The sequence below is a fragment of the Duganella sp. Leaf61 genome, from assembly GCF_001421905.1.
In the GTDB taxonomy this organism is placed as follows: domain Bacteria; phylum Pseudomonadota; class Gammaproteobacteria; order Burkholderiales; family Burkholderiaceae_D; genus Rugamonas; species Rugamonas zoogloeoides.
Genome location: NZ_LMLM01000032.1, coordinates 128,573 through 140,831 on the forward strand (window position 1 = coordinate 128,573; position 12,259 = coordinate 140,831).

At 62.1% G+C, this 12,259-nt stretch carries 13 protein-coding genes and 2 pseudogenes; 10 read left to right on the forward strand and 5 right to left on the reverse strand.

Annotated elements, in window-relative coordinates; genetic code table 11:
* Positions 1–14 precede the first annotated feature (14 nt).
* Positions 15–575: a DUF4142 domain-containing protein gene (locus tag ASF04_RS24195; RefSeq protein WP_056147505.1), complete on the reverse strand. Its 561-nt coding sequence runs from the start codon at positions 573–575 to the stop codon at positions 15–17.
* Positions 576–737: 162 nt separating this feature from the next.
* The gene (locus ASF04_RS24200; protein WP_056147508.1) at positions 738–983 is read right to left on the reverse strand and encodes a hypothetical protein; all 246 of its coding nucleotides are present in this window, start codon (positions 981–983) and stop codon (positions 738–740) included.
* A gap of 350 nt (positions 984–1,333) precedes the next feature.
* Here ASF04_RS24200 and ASF04_RS24205 point away from each other — a divergent pair, with 350 nt between their 5' ends.
* The 5 genes and pseudogenes from ASF04_RS24205 to ASF04_RS27115 all read left to right on the forward strand — a co-directional run.
* Positions 1,334–4,213: a TonB-dependent receptor gene (locus ASF04_RS24205; protein ID WP_056147511.1), complete on the forward strand. Its 2,880-nt coding sequence runs from the start codon at positions 1,334–1,336 to the stop codon at positions 4,211–4,213.
* Between the two features lie 186 nt (positions 4,214–4,399).
* Entirely contained in the window at positions 4,400–4,756 is a 357-nt protein-coding gene (gene tnpB / locus ASF04_RS24210) for an IS66 family insertion sequence element accessory protein TnpB (protein WP_056147514.1), read from the forward strand.
* 21 nt (positions 4,757–4,777) lie between these two features.
* Positions 4,778–5,895, forward strand: a pseudogene (locus ASF04_RS27110) (transposase).
* Positions 5,892–6,395 (forward strand): hypothetical protein, encoded by a 504-nt coding sequence (locus ASF04_RS24225; protein ID WP_056147524.1) that lies wholly within the window; start codon positions 5,892–5,894, stop codon positions 6,393–6,395. The pseudogene ASF04_RS27110 and the gene ASF04_RS24225 overlap by 4 nt, the downstream one beginning before the upstream one ends.
* A gap of 42 nt (positions 6,396–6,437) precedes the next feature.
* Positions 6,438–6,841: pseudogene (locus ASF04_RS27115) on the forward strand (IS5 family transposase); the annotation flags it as partial.
* Between the two features lie 222 nt (positions 6,842–7,063).
* On the opposite strand, the gene ASF04_RS24230 reads toward ASF04_RS27115, so the two are convergent.
* Positions 7,064–7,750 (reverse strand): alpha/beta fold hydrolase, encoded by a 687-nt coding sequence (locus ASF04_RS24230; RefSeq protein WP_229205186.1) that lies wholly within the window; start codon positions 7,748–7,750, stop codon positions 7,064–7,066.
* Positions 7,751–7,879: 129 nt separating this feature from the next.
* Between ASF04_RS24230 and ASF04_RS24235 the strand changes: the two genes are divergently transcribed.
* From ASF04_RS24235 to ASF04_RS24255, 5 genes are read left to right on the forward strand one after another with little or no spacing between them, the layout of a single operon-like run.
* Complete coding sequence (locus ASF04_RS24235) at positions 7,880–8,464, forward strand: RNA polymerase sigma factor (protein ID WP_056147527.1); 585 nt, start codon at positions 7,880–7,882, stop codon at positions 8,462–8,464.
* A complete protein-coding gene (locus tag ASF04_RS24240) occupies positions 8,461–9,201 on the forward strand; it encodes a zf-HC2 domain-containing protein (RefSeq protein WP_056147529.1) in 741 nt (246 codons plus the stop codon). Before ASF04_RS24235 ends, ASF04_RS24240 begins: the two co-directional genes overlap by 4 nt.
* Positions 9,198–10,715, forward strand: a complete 1,518-nt coding sequence (locus ASF04_RS24245) for a S8 family serine peptidase (protein WP_229205187.1) — start codon at positions 9,198–9,200, stop codon at positions 10,713–10,715. Before ASF04_RS24240 ends, ASF04_RS24245 begins: the two co-directional genes overlap by 4 nt.
* Positions 10,712–11,407, forward strand: coding sequence for a TorF family putative porin (locus ASF04_RS24250; RefSeq protein ID WP_229205188.1), 696 nt, complete (start codon positions 10,712–10,714; stop codon positions 11,405–11,407). The genes ASF04_RS24245 and ASF04_RS24250 overlap by 4 nt, the downstream gene beginning before the upstream one ends.
* Before the next feature lie 8 nt (positions 11,408–11,415).
* A complete protein-coding gene (locus ASF04_RS24255) occupies positions 11,416–11,748 on the forward strand; it encodes a hypothetical protein (RefSeq protein WP_056147539.1) in 333 nt (110 codons plus the stop codon).
* Positions 11,749–11,778: 30 nt separating this feature from the next.
* On the opposite strand, the gene ASF04_RS24260 is transcribed toward ASF04_RS24255, so the two are convergent.
* Both ASF04_RS24260 and ASF04_RS24265 read right to left on the reverse strand, forming a co-directional pair.
* Positions 11,779–11,985, reverse strand: coding sequence for a hypothetical protein (locus ASF04_RS24260; RefSeq protein WP_056147541.1), 207 nt, complete (start codon positions 11,983–11,985; stop codon positions 11,779–11,781).
* Complete coding sequence (locus tag ASF04_RS24265) at positions 11,972–12,250, reverse strand: biopolymer transporter ExbD (protein ID WP_056147545.1); 279 nt, start codon at positions 12,248–12,250, stop codon at positions 11,972–11,974. The genes ASF04_RS24260 and ASF04_RS24265 overlap by 14 nt, the downstream gene beginning before the upstream one ends.
* Positions 12,251–12,259: the final 9 nt, after the last annotated feature.

The following is a 12,259-nucleotide window of genomic DNA, read 5'->3' on the forward strand; positions in this document are numbered from 1 at the left end:
GATGGCAAGCCGAATTATTTCACCGCGTCGGCAAGCTTCTTCGACATCGCCAGGTGATGCGCGACAGTGGGTTCGAGCTTGGTGGCCAGCGCCTTGATATCCGGGTCTTCGACGGCCGAGATATCTTTTTTCAGCGATGCGTGAACGTTGGCATGGCCCGCCACGCCGGCCCGCTTGGCATAAGCCTCATCGAATCTCTTGCCGGACAGTGCATCGAGCTCGGCCGCCAGCTTTTGATGCGCAATATCAGGCTCGGTCGGCAAAGTCACCTTCTTGGCTGCGGCGACTTTTTTCGTCTCTTCCAGGCCCTTGGTATGATCGTCGATCATCAGCTGGGCAAAGGCCTTCACGTCCGCATTGCTGCTTTTTTTCAGCGCCATTTTGCCCGTCTCGATTTCTGCCATATTGGATTGCGCGATACCGATCAGCCGGGCCGAATCGTCCTTGCTGATGGTGGTTGCCGTGCCGGTTTTGGCGCTGACGCTGTTCTTGGCGGTGACGCTGGTTTGTGCATGCGCGACAGCGGAGAGCGAGGCGGCAATCGATAAGGCAATAAACAGTTTTGCTGGTTTCATGATGATCTTCCGTAGTGCAGGTTAAGACTGGCTGTCTGGAATACCAAGTGTGAAGCAAGAACTGCAACAACTCTGTACGCAAGGTTACAGAGACCAGCTTGCCATGCGACGGCGCGCGCTGTCGCACCCGCGCTGGTATCACCATCCCGTGGACGGCACACTCTAGAGCGATGCCGGATCGGATCGGTGCCGCAGCCAAAGCAAATGCTGACCTACCGGTCTGCTTTCCATGAGGCCGTCCAGCTTCAACTGCTCCAGCGCGGCGAGCGTTATATCCAGTGACTCGCCTGGGCCGGGCCAGTGTATCCACCACTGGTGGATGCCTTCCAGCGTATCGACGCTATCCGGATGCTCGGCAACATGTCTCCAGATTTCTGTTCTTGCAAATTGTACTAAATCGTCATTCATCGAAAATTTCTCATCTCGGAAATATGAAACGCCTGGTTATCGAATGATTAGCTCATGCATCGATAAATGCGGGAGTTGGACGCAAGTCCCAAGGCGCCCTAATTGTACAGCGATCAAGTTTTTTTGAACTGGCTGCAAGGCTTTGCTGGGGCGGCTGCACCTACACGTGGACGGTTTATAGCAGGATGAGCCGGATCGGCTTCGCGACGCGTTCGCGGCATTGCGCAGCTGCGATACTGAAACCAATATCGGATAGCAAAAATAAACGATTGGATCACAATTTAAGGTCTCCATAAGATGATTTACGCAGTGCTAAAACTGCATTAAAAAAATTACATAAAGGAGACATTATGGACAACCAATGCGGACGCATCGGGGCTGCCATCGCACGCCCACTCTACTTGAAACTGTCGGTCGCCACACTGCTGGGCGCTGGCGTGCTGAGCAGCGCTTCCGTGTGGGCGCAAGCCACTACCGACACGACCGAGACGCCTGAAAATACGGTGGTGGTCACCGGCGTCAAGGCATCGCTGATCAAGAGTTTGGCGATCAAGCGCAACAGTGATCAGGTCGTGGAATCGGTCGTTGCCGAAGATATCGGCAAGCTGCCTGACAACAATGTTGTAGAAGCGCTACAGCGAGTGACGGGGATTCAGGTCACCAATCGCGCCGGCGGCGAAGTCGGCACCTTGTCGATTCGCGGCCTGCCCGATGTCCAGACCACCTGGAACGGCCGCAGTATTTTCACTGCGTCGGGTACCCAGGTCGCGCTGCAGGACATTCCCTCCACCCTGGTGCGCCAGATTGACGTCTACAAGACACGCGACGCCAGCCAGCTGGACACCGGCATCGCCGGCCAGGTGGACGTCAAGTCGCTGCGGCCTTTCGATTTCAAGGGCCCCAAAGTGTCGGTCCTGGCGCGTGAGACTTATCTCGACCCCGCTAAAAAGGCGAACCCGCAGCTCAGCGCCATGTTGAGCAACCGCTGGGAAACCGGCATCGGTGAAGTCGGCGCCCTGGTCAACCTGTCGGCCAGCCGGACCAAGTACCGCAACGAGAGTGTGACGCCGGGCGCCATGGTGCCGTTCACCAGTCCCAATGCTGCGGAGGTCCCTCCCGGCTATACGCCCCTGCAGCGCATTACCGACACCAATATCTGGAAGCCTGGCACCCATGCCGGCTTGCCGTCCGCAGCAGGTTCAACACTCGATTTCAACGGCAAAGCGTATCCGTATTACCTGGCGCGCGACGCCGTGTTCCAGAGCGACGTTGAAGGCGAACGTGAGCGCCCTGCCGCCAATATCGCCTTGCAGTGGAAGCCGAACAGCGATTCGGTCTACACCTTCGAATCGATGTACAACGGTTATCGTGACAAGTCCTTCAACCGTTTGCTGTTCAGTTTTGTCGACTGGTGGGGCGATCTGGGCAGCAATCCTGCCTCGACCATTACTACGTTCCCGGGAACGAACATCATCAAGAGCCGCACCGTCAATAATGTCTATGGCTTCAACAGCGGCGACTACACCACGTCGGCAACCGACTCCCGCATTTATGCCCTGAACGGCAAGTGGAATGTGGGCGACCGCCTGCGGCTCGAAGGTGACGTGGCCTACCAATCCAGCACCTATCATTCGGAATTTACCGCCACCCGCATCGATCGCGTGGCGCCCTCCATCAATGTCGACTTCAATGCCGGCAGCGGCAACACGGCGTTCAGCTTCAACGACAATGCCGACCTGACCAACGCGTCCAAGTGGAACGTTGCACAATTCTACGATAACGCCAACCGCAACAAGGGCAGCGCCGCGACGGCCAATCTGTCCGGTGTGTTCGACGCCGACTGGGGCGCGCTGGAGACGATCCACTTCGGCGCACGCTTCGACGACCGCAAGGCGTCGGAGGCCAACCGGACCCAGTCGGGCACCTTGAACCGCAACCTTGCCTCGCTGGGTTCCGAGTACGCCTCGACCAACTCGAACTTCGGCACCGACATCTCGAACGTTCCCCGCTCCTGGGTCGAGCCCAATGCGTACTACATCCGCGACCATATCGACGACTGGCGCAAGATGTTCAACGCGACCGATCCGAACTTCCTGACAACAGACAAACTCAGCCTGCAAAAGACGTTCGAGGTCGAAGAAAAGACCAGCAACCTGTTCTTGATGGGAAACGCCCAATCCGAACTGTTCGGCCATCGCCTGCGCGGTAATTTCGGGGTGCGCTATGTCAAGGTCAAGACCGACATGACGTTCTACAAGGTCGATGCCACCACCAAGGCGGTTACCCCGTCCAGCGCCAGCAAGTCGACCAGCAAGTTCCTGCCCAGCCTGACCCTGATGTACGATCCGGCCAAGGACGTTGTGATGCGCTTGAACTATGGCGAAACCTTGCGCCGCCCGAACTTCGGTGATCTCAATCCGGTCCTGCAACTCGGCGACGACGTCTCGAAGGTAGGCTATGGCTCGGGCAGCGGTGGCAATCCGGACCTGAAACCGACGCGCTCCAAGAACCTCGACCTGACAGCCGAGTGGTATTTCCAGAAGGACAGCGCATTGTATGGCACAGTGTTCAAGCGCAAGATCGACGGCCTGGTCGTGGGCTTGCGCCGCAAGGTGCACGTCGATCCGGCGAACGACCCGTTCCGTAACTCGACCTCGGGTGGCGACCACACGAATGGCTATGACTACGTGATCAACTCGCCGGTCAACGCCTCGGACGGCACGATCAAAGGCGTCGAGCTGGGCTTGATCTACTTCCCGAAAGGGTTACCGAGCCTGCTGGACGGCCTGGGATTCCAGGGCAGCTTTACGCGACTGAGCTCGTCGCAGAACGTGCCCGACGCTAACGACGCCGGTGAAATCGTCGCCCAGCTCGAGACCCCGTTCTTCGGCGTGTCCAACCGGTCCTACAACGCCACCATGGCGTACGAAAAAGGCCCGGTCAGCGCGCGCCTGTCGTATGTATGGCGCTCCGGCTTCCTGGCCGCCAACGAAGCCGCCCTGTTCGCGAATCCGATCGGTATCTGGCGTCATCCGGAAAAGAGCGTGGATATGCAGGTATCGTACAAAATCAACGACAACATGTCGGTCGATATCAGCGGCGTCAACCTGACCAACGAAATGCAGCAGCAGTACTACCACTTCGGTAATGCGGGTAACGCCCAGACCACCAACTTCGGTACGCTGCAGATCGGACGTTCGGTGTCGGTTGGTTTGCGCTGGAAGATGTAGGCCATCGGCAAGGAGACTCCGCACGCCAAGCCTGGTGTATGTGCAGCAATAGCGGCGGCACTTGGATGTGCCGCCGGATATACCATTGACATATCCCTATATCGCCAAGCCAGGACAGCAGCAGCACAATGGCAAGCGCCAAGGTGGCCGCTCCTGCGTCGCTGGCGCGGTGGCAGAAGCACGCTGATGCATCCTGGCTACGCCATCACGCAGGTGCACCTGTGCCGGGCGCCGATCGACTTCCGCAAATCGATCAACGGCCTGTCGGTGTTGGTCGGGCAAGAGCTGGGGTTCGATCCGTTCGGTCAGGCGCTCAACGTGTTCATCAACCGCCAGCGTACCAAGAGCAAGGTGCTGTACTGGCACCGCAACGGCTTTTGCCTCTGGATGAAAGGCCTAGAGGCGGAGAAATTCGCTTGGCCGCGCACCGGCCAGGAGGCCACCGGGCGCGTCGGGCGGCAAGAGCTGGAATGGCTGCTCGACGGCTTCGACCTGTGGGCTCACGCGCCGCACAAGGCCCTGCATTTCTCTTCTGTTTCGTAAGGGGAGCTGTTAACATGCGCCATGCCTTCCACTGCCGACCATCCGACCATCAACGTGCCGCCCGTCGCGGTGCCGCGGCCGCCGCTGGCCTGGTCGGTGCCGGCCTTGCCGGCCGAGCTGCCTGGCGACGTCGCCGGCCTGGTCGCGCTGTTAGAAACCCAGCAACAGGCGTTCCAGGATGCCTTGCAGACGGCCGTGGCGCAAGTGGCCGATACCCGTGCGGCCCATGCCTACCTGATCCGGATGATCGAGCAAGCCAAGCTCGCGCGCCATCGGCTATATGGCGCCAGTTCGGAACAGGTGGCCGCGCAGGGTCATCTGTTCGACGAGGCCGAAGCCCTGGCGCAACAGAGTAGCGCGGCGCAGGACACGGCGCCGTTGCCGCCAGCCGCTGCGGACGCGGGCCGGCAGGAGCGCACCTGCTCTTGCGGCACGCCGATGGTGGTCATCGGCGAGGAAGTCAGCGAGCAACTCGACATCGTACCGATGCGGGTAAGGGTGCTGCGCCATGTTCGCAACCGCTACGCCTGCCCTGGTGGCACGCATGCGCCGCGCACGGCGGCGCTGCCGCCCCAGCCGCTAGCGAAGAGCAATGCCAGCGCCAACTTCCTGGCCATGCTGCTGGTGGCCAAGTTCCTCGACGGCTTGCCGCTGGCGCGCTTCGAACACGTGCTGGCGCGCCATCACGCCGTGGTGCCACGCCAGACGCTGGCGCGCTGGGTGATCGGCGCGGCGACCTTGCTGCAGCCGCTGCACACCTGACCGTGGCAGGCCAGACCAAGCTGGGCGAAGTGCTGGCCTACCTGGACAAATACTGGCCCAGGTTGGTGCGCTATACCGAGCGCGGCGATCTGCCGATTGACAACAACTGCTGCGAGAACGCGATCCGGCCCTTTGTGGTGGGCCGCAAAGTCTGGCTGTTCGCCGACACCCCGGCCGGCGCACACGCCAGCGCTGTGATCTACTCGCTGGTGCAGACCGCCAAGGCCAACGGTGTTGAGCCCTACATTTGGCTGTGCCAAGTGCTGCGCGACTTGCCGGCCGCCAGCACTGTCGAGCAAGTCGAGGCGCTGCTGCCCTGGCACTTCGCCACCACCATGGCCGGCGCCGCAGCGCCCCACCATCAGGAACAGGCATGAGCCGAATATCGACACCCATCCTCGCACGCGCCATCGAGGCGGTCCAGGCCATGAGCATGGCGCAAAAGGAGGTGCTGGCCGATGAGCTGTTCCAGACGCAGCCGACCTTGCTCGGCGCCGTGCTCGTCCTGCCACGGATGGGTGTACCGATGGACAGGGTCGAGTTCGCCCTGAACCTGCTGCTCGTCTGCTTCCAGGCCATGAAGGAATCGGGCTTGCCGTGGCCCCGAATTTCCGAGGACGAATTGGATCGGCACGCGGCCCGATATAGCGCCATCGTTCAGTTCAGTGACGGCATGCATCCCGCGCAGGTTCAGCAAGCGCAACAACAATTCGCCACCGGCCATCCAGAGCCTGCTTTACTCGCCTACGTGAGCAACGAGACGGCAAAATGGCTCGCCAATGTTACCCCGCTCGAAAGCGATAAGTACGTACTGTTATCGACCATGAACGTCGTCAATTGCATTACACACGTGCCGATGCCGAAGGGGCGAAAATAGCCTTCAAGCCTGTGGTTTGTGGAGCGCTTACGTCATACGGCGATGAGCCGAACTGATTTAACTGAACAGCAATGGCGGCAGCTTTCCCCTCATTTGCCGCCTCACCCGCATCGTGGGCATGCCTATATTGACCATCGGCGGGTGATCAACGGTATCTTGTGGCGTTTGAGGACGGGTGCGCCGTGGCGCGATGTTCCAGCACGATACGGTCCTTGGCAGACCTGCTACGACAGATTCGTACGCTGGTCGCGTAACGGCATATGGCAGCGATTGCTGAAGATTCTTCAAACGCAAGCTGAACAAGCCGGGCTGATAGATAGGGACGGTGCGGCGCTTGATGCGACGCACGTCAAAGCCCATCGTAGTTCCGCAGGCGCTCGCAAAAAATTACCCGCAGCAGAAAAAAGGGGGCATTAACAGACGAGTGGTTAGGGCGATCAACGGGCGCAATTTTCCGCAGACTCATGTCAAGGCGATTGGAACCCGGTCCCGCGTCGTATGTAGCCAGATAACTCCACCACTCGGCGCCTGCATTTGGCTGCGCGCTTGCGACGACATTCGTGAGAAGCAACGATATTCCAATCAGTATTCTTTTCATAATTTCTTATGAATGCTTGCCTTGGTAGATTGACGGTCGAATTAATACTCATAGACGCTGGCACTGCTCACTATCCATCGATTCCGTACTTTGAGCAGCAGTACCGTCCCCCCCCCCATTCCTTCTGGACGATAGGATATTTCGGCTTTAGCGCCGGGCCAGTCTCGCCGTTGAAGGCAACCGCAGGATAAGCGCAGCCTGGTCCGATGCTGCCCTGCTCGGCCGCCGCCAGGCATCCCAGCGCTGCTTGTAACTGAATGTCGCGTCCGGACGGCAACGCATCTTCGTGCAGCGCATCGACCAGCACCAGCCCGGTGACCGCGCCGCGCGAGCGCCAGGCATACTGCTGCGCCACCAGCGCGCCGAAGCCCACGCCAACGAGCACCAGCGGCGCCTCGATCCTGGCGTTCTTGAGCAGGAAACCGAGGTCGCGGCTGGCATTGCCAACCGAGGCGGCGCGGATAATGGGATCGCTCGCGCCCATGCCGGCACGGTCGTACACGCAGGCGCGGGTGCGGGCCGCTACCTGCGGCATCACCGCTGACCAGTCCCAGCCGGCGCGGCCGGCATCCGCTTCGAACAGCACAGTGGGCGAACCCTTGCCCAGGCAATACATATTAAGCTTGCGCCCACCGACATCGACGCGCACCTGGGCGCCGGCAAAGGCATCCTGGCCGGCCGGCGGCGCGGCGTGAACCGGCGCGGCGGCGAACAGGGCGGAACTGGCCATGACGGCCGGCAGCAGGATTTTTTTCATGTTGTCATCTTAATAGTTATGCCCGCCGTGAACAAGCACAGTGCTACCATGCGCCCGTAAAAATAATTTCCTGTTTTGTAGAACCATTTGCAGGCGGCAAGGTATCAACGGTAACAAGGAGGATCGCTGATGCAGCATCAACTGGGCCTGTCGACGGGCTCTCACAGTGACAACGACGAGAAGTGCCTGCTGGCCAGGGTGGCGGGCGGGGACCGCGCTGCGTTTGAAAAACTATATAAACTGTATTTTTCCCGGCTGACGCGGTTCGTGGGACGCATGACGCGCAGCACCCCGCTGATCGAGGAAGTGATCAACGACACCATGCTGGTGGTGTGGCAAAAAGCCGCCACCTTCGACGGCACGTGCAAGCCCTCGACCTGGGTGTTTGCGATCGCCTACCGCAAGACCCTGAAAGGCCTGCGCGCCAGCGATGAACCGCTGCAGTCCGACGCCACGTTGTACGAAGATGACCTCGGCCTGCAGCCCGAGCAGCATATGCACCGCCAGCAGTTGCAGCAAACCGTGGCAGACGCGCTCGACGCACTGCCGGCGGCCCAGCGCGCGGTCATGGTGCTGACGTATTATCACGAGATGGCCTATAGCGACATCGCCGACATCGTCGCCTGTCCGGTCAATACGGTCAAAACGCGCATGTTCAACGCGCGGCAGAAATTGAAGGAAGTGTTGTGGAGCGAAAGAGAGAACAACCGATGAATGCGGGCGTCTTCAACATCGATGGATCGGGCCCGGAACACCAGGCGGTACAAGAGCTGTTGCCCTGGTATGCGGCAGACAGGCTGTCGTCTGACGAAAGCGGTCGGGTGGCGCGCCACCTGCAACACTGCATCACCTGCCGGCGAGATCTGGCGCGCGAACGCGCGCTGCTGGCCGCCGCCAATGACGACGACGTCCTGCCACCGGGACTGGACATGGACGCGGCGCTGGCGCGCCTGATGCCGCAGTTGGGCGCGCAGGATCAGTCTGGCGACGCCAGCGATACCGACACCAGCCCACCTGCATCGCCAGCCGCCAGCCCGGCCGTCGTGCCGCTGCGTGCCGCGCTGCCGTGGTGGCGCCGTGCCGCCGCCAACGAGCCGTCGTGGCTGCGCTGGGCGGCTGCAGCCCAGTGCGTGGTGATCGTCGGCATGGCCGCGCTGCTGGTGCGTCCCGACGCGGCGGACACCGCCAGCCTGTCCGCGTATCACGCTTTAGGCAATGGCGCCGCGCCATCCGGCGGCAACCTGGTCGTGATATTCGAGCCGGCGACCACCGAGCGCGAATTCCGCCGCATCCTGCAACGCCATGGCGCGCGCGTGGTGGATGGCCCGACCGTCACCGATGCCTACCTGCTGCGGGTAGCCGACACAGAGCGCCAGCGCGCGCTCGAGGCGCTGCGTCACGATCCGGCGGTGCGCCTGGCGGAAGCGCTGGACGAAAACGGTACGCCATGAACGCTCGTTGGCTATTCGGGCCGGCGGCGGTCTCCCGGCCGCCATCTGCAAACGCGCGCCGGCCGCGCCTCCTGGCAGCGCTGGCACTGGCCGTCCGGCGAGCGACAATCAGCGCCCTTTGGCCGCGCAGCTTTGCCGCACTGGCAGCAGCCACGCTGTTGCTGACCGCCACAGTCGTGACAGCGCCGGCGCACGCCTGGCGCAGCGTCGCCCAGGACAGCGCCATCGGAGCTCCGGGCGGCGACGACGTCGGCGTGATGCCCGCCGGCAGCACCGACCAAACGGAGTCCGATAGCGCCGGCGATCCGAACCAGCGCCAACTGCTCGTCATGCTGCGCCTGCCCGCCACCCACTACCGCCCCGACGCCACCTACGGCGGGCGCTACATGGACGACAACGGCAACGGCGCGCGCCGCCGCCGCGCCGAAGCGCTGGCGCGCCAGCACGGTCTGACGGTGGTCGAAGGCTGGGCCATGTCGCTGCTCGGCATCGACTGCTACGTGATGCAGTACGGCGACCATGCCGACCCGCACCTGCTGATCGAACAGCTGAGCCGCGATCCGCAGGTGGAGTGGGCGCAAAGCGTGGCCCGCTTCGACGGCATGGCGCTGGTGCCCGATTCGGCCGCCGCCAATGCCGCCGACGCCCTGTACCAGGTGCAGCCAGCAGCCCGCTACTGGCACGTGGCCGACCTGCACCGCCATGCCACCGGCCGCGAAGTGCGGGTAGCCGTGGTCGATAGCGGCATCGATGGCGAACACCCCGACCTGGCAGGCCAGCTCACGGTCAACACCAATTTTGTCGATGCCGGTCCGCCGCCGCCGGAGCTGCACGGCACGGCGGTTGCCGGCATCATTGCCGCGCGCAGCGGCAACGGCGGCATTGTCGGCGTGGCGCCGCGCGCGAAGTTGATGGGACTGCGTGCCTGCTGGCAGACCAATCTCCAGCGCACCCGCTGCAACAGTTTTACGCTGTCCAAGGCGCTCAACTATGCCATCCTCAACAACGCCAAAATCATTAACCTGAGCCTGTCCGGCCCGCCCGACAAGCTGCTCGACCGCCTGCTCGATGTCGCACTCGAGCGCGGCATCAGCGTGGTGGGTGCCATCGATCCGCAAAACAGCGGACCGGCGTTTCCCGCCAGCCATCGCGGCGTGATGGCGGTGGCTGCGCAGCCGCGCCCCGGCGCGGCGCCGACCGTAATTGCCGCCACCAGGAGCGGCACTGAGTCCGGCCTGCTGGCGCCCGGCAACGACATCCCGACCACCTCGCCCGGCGCGCGCTGGTCGTTCGTCAATGGCAGCTCGTACGCGGCGGCGCACGTTTCCGGCATGCTGGCCTTGCTCGAAGAGCTGCGGCCCGACGCCTCGCCCACACAATTGCGCACCATGTTGCAACCCGCCGACATGGTCAAGACTGCTAATATCGACGCATGCGCCACCATTTCCCGCCTGATCCGTCAATGCAGTTGCACCTGCCCTGTTCCCGCCATCCAGCGCGCACCCGTGCCGTGACCTGGCGCGGACTGGCACTGTTACCCTTTATTGCGATGCTGGCGCCGTGCGCTTCGGCCCAGCTCGACATTACCGGCAGCGTAGCGGTGCAATCGGAATACCGTTACCGGGGCCAGAATCCTGGCCAGGGCGGCGCCGTGCCGCAGGCCACCGTCAACATCGATACCGACCGGGGCTGGTACGGCGGCGCATTTGCCAGCGCCATGACCATCGGCGATCTCGACGGCTACAAGCTGCAAGGCTACGCCGGCTACGCGCAGCGCCTGCGTGGGGGCGGCAGCTGGGAACTCGGCTGCAGCCGCATCACCTACACCCAGGCGCACGACAACGACTTCAGCGAATGTTATGGCGGGCTCAGTTTCGAGCGCGGCAGCACCCGGCTCTACTACTCGCCCAAGTACCTCGGCTACGACGCGCGCGTGCTGTACGGGGAGATCAACACCTTTTACCCGGTCCACCCGCGCTTCAACCTGGTAGGCCATATCGGCCTGCTGCGCAACCTCAGCGGCGGCTACTTCCCCGGCATTCCCACCTCCTCGCGCTACGACGTCCGTATCGGCATCGGCATTCCCTTCGGGCGCTACACGCTGCAACTGGCCCGCGAACACGTGCAGGACGACGGCCGCCGCTACACCATGTACCCGGTGCATCCGCCACGGCAGTGGAGCCTGGGCTTGAGTTATGCGTTCTAGGAGCGGCCATGGCCAGCGCTGACCCGCATCCGCACACGCCGGATGGACGCTACTTCGTGGTCAAGGGCAGACTGTGGAGGCTGAGCAATCCCGACCTGGCGCCGGAACGCCGCGAGGCGCTGGTCAAGCAGTTGATGGCGGCGCGGAGCGAAGTCGGCGCCGCGCGCAAGACTGGCGACAAGCAGCGCGAACGCGCAGCGCGCGCGGCGGTGGACCAGGCCAAGCATGGGCTCGGAGAACGTGGCCCCGTGTGGTGGACCGATGGCGCACCGGATTTGAACCGGCACATGGTCAAGAATACGCCCTATGCGCACTGGTACGCTGAGCTCCCGCCCGCGTGAGCACGGCAAGAATAACAGCACTTCAAAAAATTATTTACCTCCCGCTACATCCTCGTGCAACCGCTTTTCCTGCCGCGTCCGATACCATAAGACACCGGCGCCAGCACAGAGAACCAGGCCGACCTGGGTAAACTCGCCGATCGGCAGCACCCTCTCCTTGCCCCACGAACCGTAGCACATCAGCAGTCCAATGAAGAGCAGGGAAATAGCTTCCACCCACTTGTTAACGCGTTTCATTATCTTCACCACTCAGTAAAGGCTTTCCGCCTACCGTTACACGCAAACGTTCACCGCTGAATCCGGCCCGGGTGCTGCCGTAGATCGCCATGCCGATCGCTTCGTAGTGTGCTGATTTGTCTGCCTCGATGGAGACGACCACATTGGGCCTGTCACGGATAATTTTTTCCAGCGCCTGCGCAACCTCTGCAGTGGACGCCATTTTCTGCCCTTCCAGCTCGACGCGGGAATTATCGGAAATTTTCAGTACCAGTGTGTCGCTCATAGTGACTAC

Coding starts and splice junctions, on each gene's coding strand:
- ASF04_RS24200 (WP_056147508.1), bottom strand. CDS start 983: ATGAATGACGATTTAGTACAATTTGCAAGAACAGAAATCTGGAGACAT.
- ASF04_RS24225 (WP_056147524.1), top strand. CDS start 5,892: ATGAGCCGAATATCGACACCCATCCTCGCACGCGCCATCGAGGCGGTC.
- ASF04_RS24205 (WP_056147511.1), top strand. CDS start 1,334: ATGGACAACCAATGCGGACGCATCGGGGCTGCCATCGCACGCCCACTC.
- ASF04_RS24240 (WP_056147529.1), top strand. CDS start 8,461: ATGAATGCGGGCGTCTTCAACATCGATGGATCGGGCCCGGAACACCAG.
- ASF04_RS24195 (WP_056147505.1), bottom strand. CDS start 575: ATGAAACCAGCAAAACTGTTTATTGCCTTATCGATTGCCGCCTCGCTC.
- ASF04_RS24265 (WP_056147545.1), bottom strand. CDS start 12,250: ATGAGCGACACACTGGTACTGAAAATTTCCGATAATTCCCGCGTCGAG.
- ASF04_RS24255 (WP_056147539.1), top strand. CDS start 11,416: ATGGCCAGCGCTGACCCGCATCCGCACACGCCGGATGGACGCTACTTC.
- ASF04_RS24230 (WP_229205186.1), bottom strand. CDS start 7,750: ATGAAAAAAATCCTGCTGCCGGCCGTCATGGCCAGTTCCGCCCTGTTC.
- tnpB (WP_056147514.1), top strand. CDS start 4,400: ATGCATCCTGGCTACGCCATCACGCAGGTGCACCTGTGCCGGGCGCCG.
- ASF04_RS24260 (WP_056147541.1), bottom strand. CDS start 11,985: ATGAAACGCGTTAACAAGTGGGTGGAAGCTATTTCCCTGCTCTTCATT.
- ASF04_RS24245 (WP_229205187.1), top strand. CDS start 9,198: ATGAACGCTCGTTGGCTATTCGGGCCGGCGGCGGTCTCCCGGCCGCCA.
- ASF04_RS24235 (WP_056147527.1), top strand. CDS start 7,880: ATGCAGCATCAACTGGGCCTGTCGACGGGCTCTCACAGTGACAACGAC.